This is a genomic window from Kitasatospora sp. MBT66 (genome assembly GCF_000710405.2).
Classification (GTDB): Bacteria; Actinomycetota; Actinomycetes; order Streptomycetales; family Streptomycetaceae; genus Kitasatospora; species Kitasatospora purpeofusca.
In genome coordinates this window covers 47748-61277 of the sequence record NZ_JAIY01000007.1, presented here as the reverse complement: position 1 = coordinate 61277, position 13530 = coordinate 47748, and the positions used below count along the sequence as shown (strand labels likewise).

Here is a 13530-nt window from a genome sequence, read left to right as displayed (position 1 = left end):
GGGCGGGCAGGCTTGGTCGGGGCCGGGTTACGGGCGCTTTCCCGCGCCGAGCAGGCGCTTCTTGCGGTACCCCGGTCCGGCCGTGGCCTCGCGGGTGGTGCGGTAGCGGGTCAGGCTGCCGAGGCCGGGGCCGCCCTCGTCGTCCTCGGCGACCGACAGCGGGTCCTTGCCGAAGCGGCGGGCGACCAGCATCACGGCGGGCACCACGAAGGGTGCGAGCAGCAGGTCGTAGAGCAGGGCGGTGACGACGAGCTGGCCGAGTCCGACGTGGCGGGCGGCGGTGTCGCCGACGAGGGCGCCGACCATGGCGTACAGCAGGGTGGAGGCGACCGCGGCGCCGGCGACCACGAGCAGCGCGCTGGAGACCGAGCGCTGGCGGCCGTGCTCGGGGCGCAGCAGCCCGGCGGCGTAGCCCATCAGGCAGAGCACCAGCGCGTAGCGGCCGATGGCGTGGTCCGAGGGCGGGGCGAGGTCGGCGAGCAGGCCGGCCGCGAAGCCGACCAGGCAGCCGCCGGTGGGTCCGTAGACGAGGGCGAGGCCGACGACCACGAGCAGCAGTATGTCCGGGGTCGCGCCGGGCAGTTGCAGTCGGCCGAAGACGCTGACCTGGAGCAGCAGCCCGAGCAGGATCAGGATCGCGGAGACGGGGATGCGGGCGAGGCGCATGGCTCAGTTCCCCCCAGTGGGCTTGGCGGGCGGGGCGGCCTGGCCCTGGGCGGCCGGTGCGGGGGCGGGCGGCAGCACGGCGTCGCGCGGGTCGGTGCGGGGCGGGACGACGACGACGCCGACCAGGTCCAGCCGGGTGAACTGGACGAAGGGCTCGACCAGGACGGTCTTGGTGAGCTGTCCGGGGGTGGCCTCGACCTGGACGACCCGGCCGACCGGGACGCCGGGGACGAACGGGCGGCCGCTCTGCGAGCCGAAGGTGACCAGTCGGTCGCCCTCCTTGACCTGGGCCTTGCCGTTGAGCAGGGAGACCTTCATGGCGCTGGTGCCGCCGCCGGCGGCGAAGCCGATCTCCCCGGTGCCCTCCAGCCGGGTGCCGGCGGTGAAGCCGGGGTCGGAGGCGAGCAGCACGGTGGAGGTGGTGGGGGCGACGGTGGTGATCCGGCCGACCAGGCCCTGGCCGTTGACGACGGTCATGTCGCGGGTGAGGCCGTCGTCGCTGCCGGCGTCGATGGTGATGGTCCAGGAGAAGCCCTGGGCCGGGCCGATCGCGATGGTCTGGGCGGCCTTGACGGTGTAGCCGCCGGCGCCGGCGGTGCGCAGCAGGTCGTCGAGCTGCTTGGTGCGCCCGCCGGCCATGTCGGAGGAGGCCAGCTTCTGCCGCAGTTCGGTGTTCTCGCGGGCGAGCTGGTCGGTGCGGCCGCTGTTGGAGGCGGCGTCGCGGAAGGCGCGGACGGTGTCGGCGACCGGGTCGACCGCGCTGGCGGCACCGCGTTCGACCGGGCCGAGGACGGTGGCGGCGGCGCGCCGGGCGCCGCCGAGCGGGGAGCTCTCGCCGCCCTTGATGTCGACGGTGATCAGTGCGAACGCGACGGCCACCAGCAGGATGAGCAGCAGCCGGCTCTCTCGTGTGTCCCTCACGGTGCTGGTACTGCCCCTTCGTGCCCCTGGTCCGCCGGCCCGGGCTGTGGACCCGGGCGGGGACCCGTCGGTTCGGCTGGTGTGTCGGTTCTGCTAACGGCGCGGCGCGGCGTCGAGTACCTGCTGGAGCGCCTCGAACTCCTCGACGCACTTGCCGGAGCCGAGTGCGACGGAGTCGAGCGGGTTCTCGGCGATGTGGATCGGCATGCCGGTCTCCCGGCGCAGCCGCTCGTCCAGGCCGCGGAGCAGGGCGCCGCCGCCGGTGAGCACGATGCCCCGGTCCATGACGTCGCCGGCCAGCTCGGGCGGGCACTGGTCGAGGGTGGTCTTGACCGCGTCGATGATCGAGTTGACCGGCTCGTCGATGGCCTCGCGGACCTCGGCGGCGGAGATGACGACGGTCTTGGGCAGGCCGCTGACGAGGTCGCGGCCGCGGATCTCGGCGTGCTCGTCCTTCTCGCCCTCCAGGCCGAAGGCGGAGCCGATGCTCATCTTGATCTGTTCGGCGCTGCGCTCGCCGAGGAGCAGCGAGTACTCCTTCTTGATGTGCTGGACGATCGCGTTGTCGAGTTCGTCGCCGGCGACCCGGATGGACTGCGCGGTGACGATGCCGCCGAGCGAGATGACGGCGACCTCGGTGGTGCCGCCGCCGATGTCGACGACCATGTTGCCGGTGGGCTCGTGGACCGGGAGTCCGGCGCCGATCGCGGCGGCCATCGGCTCCTCGATGATGTGCACCTGGCGGCAGCCGGCCTGGAGGGAGGCCTCGATGACCGCGCGGCGCTCGACGCCGGTGATGCCGGAGGGGACGCAGACGACGACCCGGGGGCGGGCGAGGAAGCGGCGGCGGTGCACCTTGAGGATGAAGTAGCGCAGCATCCGCTCGGTGATCTCGAAGTCGGCGATGACGCCGTCCTTGAGGGGGCGGATGGCCACGATGTTGCCGGGGGTGCGCCCGATCATCTTCTTGGCCTCGGAGCCGACCGCGAGGATGCCGCCGGTGTTGGTGTTGACCGCGACGACGGACGGCTCGTTGAGAACGATCCCCTTGCCCCTGACGTACACCAGCGTGTTGGCAGTTCCGAGGTCGATCGCCAGGTCGCGGCCGATGAACGACAGGTTGCTCGCCATGGGGTGTGGGTGCCTTCCCGGGCTCGGAGTCATGTGGGGTGGACGGTGTGCGCCCGCAGAGGGGCGGCGACCAGCTGAGCTGCCTAACCGGGCCCTTGAGTCGCGTCCATCGTAGTCACGCCGTTCGGCACGGACGTCGACCCGGGGCACGCCGTCCATTGTCCGGGGCGTGATCGCTTCTCAGGGCATTGGGACGCCGTGTCGGAGGGCCTGGTTCCCTATTTCCCGATAAGAATGCCCCGGCCGGGCCAATGGTCCCGACCGGGGCGTCCCGAAGGTCCCGGTGCGCGCGCGGTCAGGCGTGGGCGGGGAAGAAGATCTTGATCTCGCGCTCGGCGGACTCCACCGAGTCGGAGGCGTGGATCAGGTTCTCGCGGGTGATGGTCGCGTAGTCGCCGCGGATGGTGCCGGCCCCGGCCTCCAGCGGGTTGGTGGCGCCGGCCAGCATGCGGATGCCGGCGACGACCTCCTCGCCCTCGACGATCAGGGCGATCGACGGGCCGGAGGTCATGAACTCCAGCAGCGGCTCGTAGAACGGGCGGCCGACGTGCTCCGCGTAGTGCTGCTCCAGCGTCGCCCGCTCGAAGGTGCGCAGCTCGGCGGCGGCGAGCCGCCAGCCGGCCTTGCGCTCGATCCGGCTGATGATCTCGCCGGCCAGGCCGCGCTTGACGGCGTCGGGCTTGAGCAGGACGAGAGTGCGCTGGGACACGGGGCGTCTCCTGGGGAAATCGGGTTCGGCGCGCACGCGGGAATCGGCGCGCACACGGATCGGCACGCACGCGCGATTCCGCGTGCGCCGTGCGACTACCGCAGAGGTTACCTTGCGTGAGCGAACGCCCCGGACCCGGTCCTGGCCCGGCCCCGAGGCGTCCCGGAGCCGGCCCGGAGGCGCCTCAGGCGGCCGCGGCGGCGGTCCGGGCGGCCTTGATCTCGTCGATCCTGCGGCCGTAGTGCACCGAGCACCACCAGAGGCCGGCGAAGATCACGCCGAGCACGAACATGGTCGGCACCACGAAGCCGCTGGCGATCAGCCCGAGCTGCAGCGCCCAGCCGACGGCCACCGCGCCGGGGCGGGTGATCATGCCGCAGAGCAGCACGCACAGCACCATGGCGATGCCGCTGACCGTCCACAGGGCGCCGTGCGAGACGTCCGTGAGCTGCATCGCGACCAGGGCCGCGAAGAGCACCACGAGGGCCTCGCCGATCAGCGTCGAGGAGCAGAGCGTCCTCATCGTCACTTCCTCCCGAGCAGCAGGCGGGCCTCGCCCACCGTGATGACCGATCCGGTGACCAGCACCCCGGCGCCGCCGAGGTCGCCCTCCTCCTCGGCCAGGGTGACGGCGGCGGCGATGGCGTCGTCGAGCCGGGGCTCGACCTGGACCCGGTCCTCGCCGAAGACCTCGACCGCGAGCGCGGCCAGGGCGTCCACGTCCATCGCGCGGTGGGTGGAGTTCTGGGTGATCACGACCTCGGCGAGGAGCGGCTCGAAGGCCTCCAGCAGGCCGGCCACGTCCTTGTCGCCGCTGGTGCCGATCACGCCGACCAGCCGGGTGAAGCCGAAGGACTCGCCGATGGCGGCGACGGCCGCGCGGGCACCGTGCGGGTTGTGGGCGGCGTCCAGCAGGATGGTGGGGCTGCGCCGGACGACCTCCAGCCGGCCCGGGGAGCTGACGCCGGAGAAGCCCTGGCGGACCTTGTCGGCGTCGAGCTGTCCGCCGCGGGCGCCGCCGACGCCGAAGAACGCCTCGACGGCGGCCAGCGCGAGGGCCGCGTTCTGCGCCTGGTGCTCGCCGTGCAGCGGCAGGAAGACGTCCTCGTACTCCTCGCCGCCGATCCCGCGCAGCGTCACCAGCTGGCCGCCGATCGCGAGTTCGCGGCGGACGACGCCGAACTCCATGCCCTCGCGGGCGACCGTGGCGTCCACCTCGACCGCGCGCCGCAGGATGACCTGGGCGGCGTCGAGCTGCTGCTGGGCGACGACCGCGATCGCGTCGGACTTGATGATCCCGGACTTCTCGACGGCGATCTCGCCGGTGGTCTCCCCGAGCTTGTCGGTGTGGTCCAGCCCGATCGGGGTGATCACGGCGACCCCGGCGTCGATGACGTTGGTGGCGTCCCAGGAGCCGCCCATGCCGACCTCGACCACGGCGACGTCCACCGGCGCGTCGGCGAAGGCCGCGTAGGCCATGCCGGTGAGCACCTCGAAGAAGGACATCGCGACCGGCTGGCGCTCGTCGACCATCCGCACGTAGGGCTCGATGTCGCGGTAGACCTCGACGAACCGCTCGGGGGTGATCGGGGCGCCGTCCAGGCTGATCCGCTCGGTGACGCTCTCCACGTGCGGGCTGGTGTAGCGGCCGGTGCGCAGCTCGAAGGCGCTGAACAGCTGCTCGATCATCCGGGCGGTGGAGGTCTTGCCGTTGGTGCCGGTGATGTGGATGGAGGGGAAGGACCGCTGGGGCTGGCCCAGGATGTCCATCAGCGCCTCGATCCGGTCGAGCGAGGGCTCCAGCTTGTTCTCCGGCCAGCGCTCGGAGAGTTCCACCTCGACGTCGCGCAGGGCGTCGGCGGGGCTGCCGTCGGCGGGGCGGAGGGTGTACGGGTTCGGGTCGGCCTTGTCGCTCACGTCCACAGTCTACGGAGCGCGGGGCGCCGCTCCCGACGGGGTGAGAACCACCACTTTGCCCGACTTGGCCGTTTTTCGCGTTTACTATCGTTTTGGCGATATCAGACCGCAATGAAGCATTGATTCGCACCCCAGGGAGACAGATCGCCTTTGATCATGAGGAGCACCGCGCCATGCCCGACGCCCTGCGCCAGTTCTTCGAGATGCGCCGGGACGGCTTCGTCCAGCTCGCCGGGCTGATCTCGCTGGCCCTCGTGCTCTACATGGCCCTGGTCTTCGGCCGCTTCCTGGTCTACTGGGCCGGCTCCCGGAACGCCTTCCGGCGCAACCGCCCGGCCCGCCCCGGCGACCCCGCCGCCTTCCAGTGGCACCTGATGATCCCCTGCCGGGACGAGGAGGCGGTGATCGCCCAGACCCTGGCCGGACTGCGCGCCGTCGCCCCCGCCGCCCACCTCTGGGTGATCGACGACGACAGCGAGGACGCCACCCGCGACCTGGTGCTGGCCGCCGCCGGGCACGACGCCCTGGTCCACCTCGTCCAGCGCCGCCGCCCGCAAGCCCGGATCGGCAAGGGCGCCGCCCTCAACGCCGCCTACCGGGAGATCTCCGCCTCGCTGCCGCCCGGCACCGACCGCTCCCGGGTCGTGCTCGGCGTCGTCGACGCCGACGGGCAGCTCGACCCCGGCACCCTCGAACAGGTCGGCAACGAGCACGCGATGGGCCGCCCCGACACCGGCGCCGTGCAGATCGGCGTGCGGATGCGCAACGCCGAGGACCCGCGCCCGCTGGCCGGCCGCGGCCGGCTCGCCAACGCCCTCGCCCGGGCCCTGGTCCGGATGCAGGACGTCGAGTTCCAGGCCAACAACGCCGGCATGCAGCTGCTGCGCCGCCGCACCGGCAGCGTCGGCCTCGGCGGCAACGGCCAGTTCGTCCGGCTCACCGCCCTCGACTCGCTCACCGCCGAGGAGGGCCGCGACGGCCGCCCCTGGCCCGAGCGCGCCCTGCTGGAGGACTACGAGTCCGGCCTCGACCTGCGGCTGGCCGGCTGGCGGCTCACCCACGTCACCGAGACCAACGTCTCCCAGGAGGCCCTGGTCTCCTGGCGCCGCTTCCTCACCCAGCGCACCCGCTGGGCCCAGGGCAACATGCAGTGCCTGCGCTACACCGGCCGGGTGCTGCGCTCGCCGCACTACCGGCCCGCCGGCAAGGCCGAGGTGCTGTACACCTTCCTCCAGCCGGTGGTCTGCGTCCTGCTGGTCGTCCTCACCCCGCTGTCGCTCGCCATCACCGGCGCCGGACTGGTGCTCTTCCCCGAGGAGACCGCCGACTTCCAGCTGACCTACGGCCCCTGGATGGTGGCCGCCTTCGTGCTCGCCACCCTGCCGATGGTCTTCTGGGGCCCCACCTACCGCCGGCTCGTCCGCCCCGACCGGAGCAGGCTCACCGGCCTGTTCTGGGGCGTCCTGGTCTGGCTCTACGCCTACCACCTGTTCGTGGTCGCCACCCGGGCCGCCGTCCGGATCCTGCTCGGCCGCAACGGCTGGGCCAAGACCCGGCGCAACGCCGAGAAGGTCGCCGTCGGCGCCCCGACCGCCCTGGAGTCCTGACCCCGGCCGCGCCGCCGCCCTCCCTCCCCCCTCGTCCGCCGCCGCCCCGCCGTCCGGCAGCCCGCCGCCCCGCCCCCAGACCCCGGAGCCGTCCCGCCATGAGCCTGTGCCCCGCCCCCCGGTCCGCCGCCCGCCCGCTCGCCCCCGGCAGCGTCGCCGTCGTCCTCGGCACCCGCCCGGAGCTGGTCAAGCTCGCCCCGCTGATCCACGAACTCGGCCCCGCCACCCGGCTGGTCCACACCGGCCAGCACTGGGACGAGGCGATGTCCGGCCGCTTCCTGCGCGACCTCGGCCTGCCCCGCCCCGAGCTGCTCACCGGCGTCGGCGGCCGCCCCCGGGCCGGCCAGATCGCCCAGTCGCTCGGCCAGCTCGACGCCGCGTTCGCCGAGGACCGCCCGGCCGCCGTCGTCGTCCAGGGCGACACCAACGCCACCCTGGCCGGCGCGCTCGCCGCCAACGCCCGGGAGATCCCGCTGGTCCACGTCGAGGCCGGACTGCGCAGCTTCGACCGGGCGATGCCCGAGGAGCACAACCGGGTGATGGTGGACCACGTCTCCGACCTGCTGTGCGCCGCCACCCCCGACAACGCCGCCAACCTGCGCGCCGAGTCCCTGGACGAGGAGCGGATCGCGCTCACCGGCAACACCGTCGTCGAGGTGGTCCGCCGCTCGCTGCCCGGCACCGGGGAACGGGCCGCCCTGCTCGCCGGGCACGGCCTCGCCGCGGACGGCTACGTCCTCGCCACCGTGCACCGGCCGGAGAACACCGACACCGCCGAGGCGCTCGGCGCCGTCCTCGCCGAACTCGACCGGATCGCCCGGGCCGGCACACCGGTGCTGTTCCCGATGCACCCGCGCACCCGGGCCGCCGTCGAGCGCTTCGCCCTGGACGGCCTGCTGGCCCGGCTCACGGTGACCGGACCGGTCGGCTACGCCGACTTCCTGGGCCTCGCCCGGCACGCCGCGCTGCTGGTCTCCGACTCCGGCGGGGTGCAGGAGGAGTGCACCGTGCTCGGCCGCCCGCTGCTGGTCGTGCGCCGCTCCACCGAACGGCCCGAGGCGGTCGAGACCGGCTTCGCCGCCCTGGTGGCGCCCGGTGCCGAACTCGGCGTGCTCGCCCGCGCCTGGCTCGCCGACACCCCGGAGCGGCTCGCCCGGCTCGCCGGCACCCCCAGCCCGTACGGGGACGGCCTGGCCTCCGCCCGGATCGCCGACCTGACCGCCCGGCTCGCCCACGGGCCCTCCGCGGTACCGCAGGCCGCCTGACCCGCCGGGGGCCGCCCGGCCGGGGGCCCTCTTGACAGCGGAATTGGTCTACTCCACCTTGTGAAGGCAAGTCTCCTCCCCCGACAGGGACTTGTGTTGTCGGTAGCTCCCGCACACAGATCCGTCGACACCCGGACGGCCCTCCCCCACGAGGACCGCCGGCCTCCCCCACCGGAGATGGAGCCATGCCACCTGCCACCCACCGGCGCCCGCGCGCCGTCCACTCACTGCTCGCCGGCGCCACCGCCGTCGCCCTCGGCCTCGGCGGCCTGGTCCTCGCCGGCGGCGCCGGCGCCCAGGCCGCCCCCAGCGACGTCGAACTCGTCACCAACGGCGGCTTCGAGGACGCCAACCGCCTCAACGGCTGGACCTGCGCGGCCGGCGCGCCGGAGACCGCCACCGTCCACGCCGGCACCGGCGCGCTGCGCTCCACCCCGAGCGGCAGCGCCACCGGCGAGTGCACCCAGACCGTCACGGTCAAGCCCTCCTCGACGTACACGCTGAGCAGCTGGGTCCAGGGCTCGTACGTCTACCTCGGCGCCCGCGGCACCGGCGGCACCGATCCGAGCACCTGGACCCCCGGCGGCACCGGCTGGTCCAAGCTCAGCACCACCTTCACCACCGGGGCCGCCACCACCAGCGTCACCGTCTACCTGCACGGCTGGTACGGGCAGCCGGCCTTCCTGGCCGACGATGTCTCCCTGCTCGGCCCGGGCGACCCCAAGCCCTCCCCCACCGCGACCAGCCCCACCCCGACCGGCACCGTCGGCCCGTCGCCCACGGACACCACCACGCCCTCCCCCACCGCCACCACGCCCCGGCCGCCGGCCAGGCACCTGCTCACCGGCTACTGGCAGAACTTCGACAACGGCGCCACCGTGCAGCGGATCAGCGACGTCCCGGCCGCGTACGACATCATCGCGGTCTCCTTCGCCGAGGCCACCGGCACGCCCGGCGGCCTGGGCTTCGCCTTGGACCCGACGCTCTCCTCCCGGCTCGGCGGCTACACCGAGGCGCAGTTCAAGGCCGACATCGCGGCCAAGAAGGCGGCCGGCAAGAAGGTGATCCTCTCGGTCGGCGGCGAGAAGGGCACGGTGTCCGTCAACAGCTCCGCCTCCGCCACCAACTTCGCCAACAGCGCCTGGTCGCTGATGCAGACCTACGGCTTCGACGGCGTCGACATCGACCTGGAGAACGGCGTCAGCTCCACCTGGATGGGCCAGGCGCTGCACACCCTGGCGGCGAAGGCCGGCTCCGGCTTCACGCTCACCATGGCGCCGCAGACCATCGACATGCAGTCGACCGGCGCGGAGTACTTCAAGCTGGCGCTGAACGTGAAGGACATCCTCACCATCGTCAATATGCAGTACTACAACTCCGGCGCGATGCTGGGCTGCGACGGGCAGGTGTACTCCCAGGGCACCGTCAACTTCCTGACCGGCCTGGCCTGCATCCAGCTCAAGGGCGGGCTGCGGCCCGACCAGGTCGGCCTCGGCGTGCCGGCCTCCACCAGCGCGGCCGGCGGCGGCTACGTCAGCCCGAGCGTGGTCAACAACGCGCTGGACTGCCTGGCCGCCGGCACCAACTGCGGCAGCTTCAAGCCCGACACCAAGTGGCCCGGGATCGGCGGGGCCATGACCTGGTCGACCAACTGGGACGCCAAGGCCGGCGGCGGCATCGCCTCCACCGTCGGCTCGCACCTGCACGCGATGCCGTAACCGGCACGCGGACCCCGCCGACGAGGTGGGGCCGGAGGCCCGGAGCCGGTCAGGGCTTGTCTCTTGGATTTTGTCGGCCCCCGGCAAGGATCCGAGAGACAAGCCCTAAACGCCGGCCCGGGCCTCCGGCACGCCTGCGGGCACCCCTCCGTGCCGGCGGCGCAGCTCGGCGGTGATCTCGGCCAGCTCCCCCTCCGGCAGCAGCGGCAGCATCATCGCCACGCCCTGGAGCAGCCCGCCGAGCAGGAAGGTGGTGTCGGGGGTGGCGGCGACCAGGTCCCTGACCTCCGTCACCTCGCCGGCCGCGACCGCCTCGATCAGCCGGGCCGCGTCGACACCGTCCTCCTCGACGTGCACCGCGCCGGTGTCGCGCGGGGCCCGCCGGGCCATCGAGCGCAGCACCCGGTCGCCCACCTCGGGCGCGTAGGCCTTGCGGACCGCCTCGGCGGCGATCCAGGTGAGCAGCGTGGTCACCTCGCGCTCGACGTGCTCGTCCAGCAGCCGGTCCAGCGCGTGGTCGAACGCGAGCTGGTTGCCGTGCCGGAAGGCGAGCAGCAGGGTCGCCGCGCGCGCCTTGGCCTCCTCGACCGCCTCGGCAGGCAGCTCGTCGGCCAACACCTCGGTCACCACCACCACGCCCATGCCCTCCCGTCGTCCCTCACTGTCCGGAACTCGAAGCACACCGTACACATCCGACCTGCGAAATTCCGCGAAACCGCGCGGGCAAGACCGGGATCAATTCGGAAGGAATAGGACCTCACCCGATCCAGGATGAATATTCGCCGGAAGGGAGCAACGAATTGGGCTATTGGGACTCCCGATCAGCCGACATCCGGAAAAGCGGAGGAGCCGCACCCCGCGTCGGCGGGGTGCGGCTCCTGGTGGACCGGGCGACGGCTCCGGAGAGCCGTCGGCGCGTCAGCCCTGCGGCAGCGCCGCGAGCTGGGCGGTGATCCGGGCGATGTCGGCCTCGGCGGCCTCCTGGCGGGTCCGGATCTTGGCGACCACGTCGTCCGGCGCCTTGGCGAGGAACGCCTCGTTGCCGAGCTTGCCGGCGGTCTGGGCCTTCTCCTTCTCGGCCGCCGCGAGGTCCTTGGCGAGGCGCTTGCGCTCCGCCGCGACATCGATCGTGCCGGACAGGTCCAGCGCCACGGTGGCACCGGCGACCGGCAGCGAGGCGGTGGCCGCGAAGCCCTCCTCCGGCACGGTCAGACGCAGCAGCGAGCGGATCGCGTCCTCGTGGACGGCCAGCACGGTGCCGTCCAGGTCCAGCCGGGCCGGGACCCGCTGGCCCGGCTTCAGGCCCTGGTCGGTGCGGAACCGGCGCACCTCGGTGACCACCCGCTGCAGGGTGGCGATCTCCGCCTCGGCGCCGGCGTCGCGGAACCCGCTGTCCTGCGGCCAGTCGGCGATGACGAGCGACTCGGCCCCGGTGAGCGTGGTCCACAGCGTCTCGGTGACGAAGGGCACGATCGGGTGGAGCAGCCGCAGCGTGATGTCGAGGACCTCGCCGAGGACCCGGCGCGCGGCGTCGGCCTGCGGGCCGCCCTTGGCCAGGGTGGTCTTGGAGAGCTCCACGTACCAGTCGAAGACCTCGTCCCAGGCGAAGTGGTACAGCGCCTCGGAGAGCTTCGAGAACTGGTAGTCGTCGTACAGCGCGTCCACCTCGGCGACCGTGCTGTTCAGCCGCGACAGGATCCAGCGGTCCGCGGCCGTCAGCTCCTCCGGCGCGGGCAGCGGGCCCTCGACGGTGGCGCCGTTCATCAGCGCGAAGCGGGTCGCGTTCCAGATCTTGTTGGCGAAGTTGCGGGCCGCCTGGACCCAGTCCTCGCCGATCGGGACGTCGACACCCGGGTTGGCGCCGCGGGCCAGCGTGAACCGCAGCGCGTCCGAGCCGTACTTGTCCATCCAGTCCAGCGGGTTGACCACGTTGCCGAAGGACTTCGACATCTTCTTGCCGTTCTGGTCACGGACCATGCCGTGCAGCGCGATGGTGTGGAACGGCGGGGTGCCGTCCATCGCGTAGAGCCCGAACATCATCATCCGGGCGACCCAGAAGAACAGGATGTCGTAGCCGGTGACCAGGACGGAGTTCGGGTAGAACTTCGCCAGGCTCTCGGTCTGCTCCGGCCAGCCGAGCGTGGAGAACGGCCACAGGCCCGAGGAGAACCAGGTGTCCAGGACGTCGGTGTCCTGGTGCCAGCCCTCGCCGGCCGGCGGCTGCTCGTCCGGGCCGACGCAGACGATCTCGCCGTTCGGGCCGTACCAGACCGGGATCCGGTGGCCCCACCACAGCTGGCGCGAGATGCACCAGTCGTGCAGGTTGTCCACCCAGTCGAAGTAGCGCTTCTCCATCTCCTGCGGGTGGATCTTGACCCGGCCGTCCCGGACGGCGTCGCCGGCCGCCTGGGCCAGCGGGCCGACCTTGACCCACCACTGCATCGACAGCCGCGGCTCGATGGTGGTCTTGCAGCGCGAGCAGTGGCCCACCGAGTGGACGTACGGGCGCTTCTCGGCGACGATCCGGCCCTCGGCGCGCAGCGCGGCGACGATCGCCGAGCGGGCCTCCAGCCGGTCCAGGCCCAGGAACGGGCCGTGCACGGTGATCACCGCGTGCTCGTCCATCACCGCGATGTTCGGCAGGCCGTGGCGCTGGCCGATCTCGAAGTCGTTCGGGTCGTGGGCCGGGGTCACCTTGACGGCGCCGGTGCCGAACTCCGGGTCGACGTGCTCGTCGGCGACGATCGGGATCCGGCGGCCGGTAAGCGGCAGCTCGATCTCGGTGCCGACCAGGTGCCGGTAGCGCTCGTCGTCCGGGTGGACGGCGACCGCGGTGTCACCGAGCATCGTCTCGGCCCGGGTGGTGGCGACGACGATGGAGTCCTCGCCCTCGCCGTAGCGGATCGAGACCAGCTCGCCGTCGTCGTCCTGGTACTCCACCTCGATGTCCGAGATGGCGGTCAGGCAGCGCGGACACCAGTTGATGATGCGCTCGGCCCGGTAGATCAGCTCGTCGTCGAAGAGCTTCTTGAAGATGGTCTGGACGGCCTGCGACAGGCCCTCGTCCATGGTGAATCGCTCGCGCGACCAGTCGACGCCGTCGCCGAGCCGGCGCATCTGGCCGGAGATCTGGCCGCCGGACTCCGCCTTCCACTTCCAGACCCGCTCGACGAACTCCTCGCGGCCCAGGTCGTGGCGGGACTTGCCCTCCTTGGCCAGCTCGCGCTCGACCACGTTCTGGGTGGCGATGCCGGCGTGGTCCATACCGGGCTGCCACAGCGCCTCGAACCCCTGCATCCGCTTGCGGCGGACCAGGGCGTCGATCAGCGTGTGCTCGAAGGCGTGGCCCAGGTGCAGCGAGCCGGTGACGTTCGGCGGCGGGATGACGATGGTGAACGGGGGCTTGTCGCTCGTGGCGTCGGCGGTGAAGTAACCGCGCTCTACCCAGCGCTCGTACAGCTCGCCCTCTACGTCCGCCGGAGCGTAGGTCGTCGGGAGGGTGGCTGCGTCGTCCCCTGCGGGCGTACTGGCGGGGCGCTGGTTCGTGGTGTCGGTCACGACGCACAGTTTACGTAACCCGGGAACCCGGTTACGAA

General features: G+C 72.5%; 11 protein-coding genes. 3 read left to right on the top strand and 8 right to left on the bottom strand.

Annotated elements, in window-relative coordinates; genetic code table 11:
- Window positions 1–27: 27 nt before the first annotated feature.
- The 6 genes from mreD to BI06_RS19580 form a co-directional block, all read right to left on the bottom strand.
- Window positions 28–666 (bottom strand): rod shape-determining protein MreD, encoded by a 639-nt coding sequence (gene mreD, locus BI06_RS19605; protein WP_037782164.1) that lies wholly within the window; start codon window positions 664–666, stop codon window positions 28–30.
- A 3-nt stretch (window positions 667–669) separates the two neighbouring features.
- The gene (mreC, locus tag BI06_RS19600; RefSeq protein ID WP_043470083.1) at window positions 670–1587 is read right to left on the bottom strand and encodes a rod shape-determining protein MreC; all 918 of its coding nucleotides are present in this window, start codon (window positions 1585–1587) and stop codon (window positions 670–672) included.
- A 93-nt stretch (window positions 1588–1680) separates the two neighbouring features.
- On the bottom strand, window positions 1681–2706 hold the full coding sequence (locus tag BI06_RS19595; protein ID WP_030309693.1) for a rod shape-determining protein: 1026 nt from the start codon (window positions 2704–2706) through the stop codon (window positions 1681–1683).
- 307 nt (window positions 2707–3013) lie between these two features.
- Window positions 3014–3427, bottom strand: a complete 414-nt coding sequence (gene ndk / locus BI06_RS19590; protein ID WP_030397400.1) for a nucleoside-diphosphate kinase — start codon at window positions 3425–3427, stop codon at window positions 3014–3016.
- 184 nt (window positions 3428–3611) lie between these two features.
- Window positions 3612–3950, bottom strand: a complete 339-nt coding sequence (locus tag BI06_RS19585; protein WP_030397399.1) for a DUF4233 domain-containing protein — start codon at window positions 3948–3950, stop codon at window positions 3612–3614.
- 2 nt (window positions 3951–3952) lie between these two features.
- Entirely contained in the window at window positions 3953–5344 is a 1392-nt protein-coding gene (locus BI06_RS19580; protein ID WP_030397398.1) for a folylpolyglutamate synthase/dihydrofolate synthase family protein, read from the bottom strand.
- Between the two features lie 173 nt (window positions 5345–5517).
- Between BI06_RS19580 and BI06_RS19575 the strand changes: the two genes are divergently transcribed.
- From BI06_RS19575 to BI06_RS19565, 3 genes are all read left to right on the top strand, one after another.
- Entirely contained in the window at window positions 5518–6951 is a 1434-nt protein-coding gene (locus BI06_RS19575) for a glycosyltransferase (protein ID WP_233290226.1), read from the top strand.
- Window positions 6952–7049: 98 nt separating this feature from the next.
- Entirely contained in the window at window positions 7050–8216 is a 1167-nt protein-coding gene (gene wecB / locus BI06_RS19570; protein WP_051741427.1) for a non-hydrolyzing UDP-N-acetylglucosamine 2-epimerase, read from the top strand.
- Window positions 8217–8401: 185 nt separating this feature from the next.
- A complete protein-coding gene (locus BI06_RS19565) occupies window positions 8402–9934 on the top strand; it encodes a chitinase (RefSeq protein ID WP_030397395.1) in 1533 nt (510 codons plus the stop codon).
- 105 nt (window positions 9935–10039) lie between these two features.
- On the opposite strand, the gene BI06_RS50935 is transcribed toward BI06_RS19565, so the two are convergent.
- Both BI06_RS50935 and BI06_RS19555 read right to left on the bottom strand, forming a co-directional pair.
- A complete protein-coding gene (locus BI06_RS50935) occupies window positions 10040–10576 on the bottom strand; it encodes a hypothetical protein (RefSeq protein WP_030397394.1) in 537 nt (178 codons plus the stop codon).
- Window positions 10577–10852: 276 nt separating this feature from the next.
- Window positions 10853–13492: a valine--tRNA ligase gene (locus tag BI06_RS19555; protein WP_030397393.1), complete on the bottom strand. Its 2640-nt coding sequence runs from the start codon at window positions 13490–13492 to the stop codon at window positions 10853–10855.
- Window positions 13493–13530: the final 38 nt, after the last annotated feature.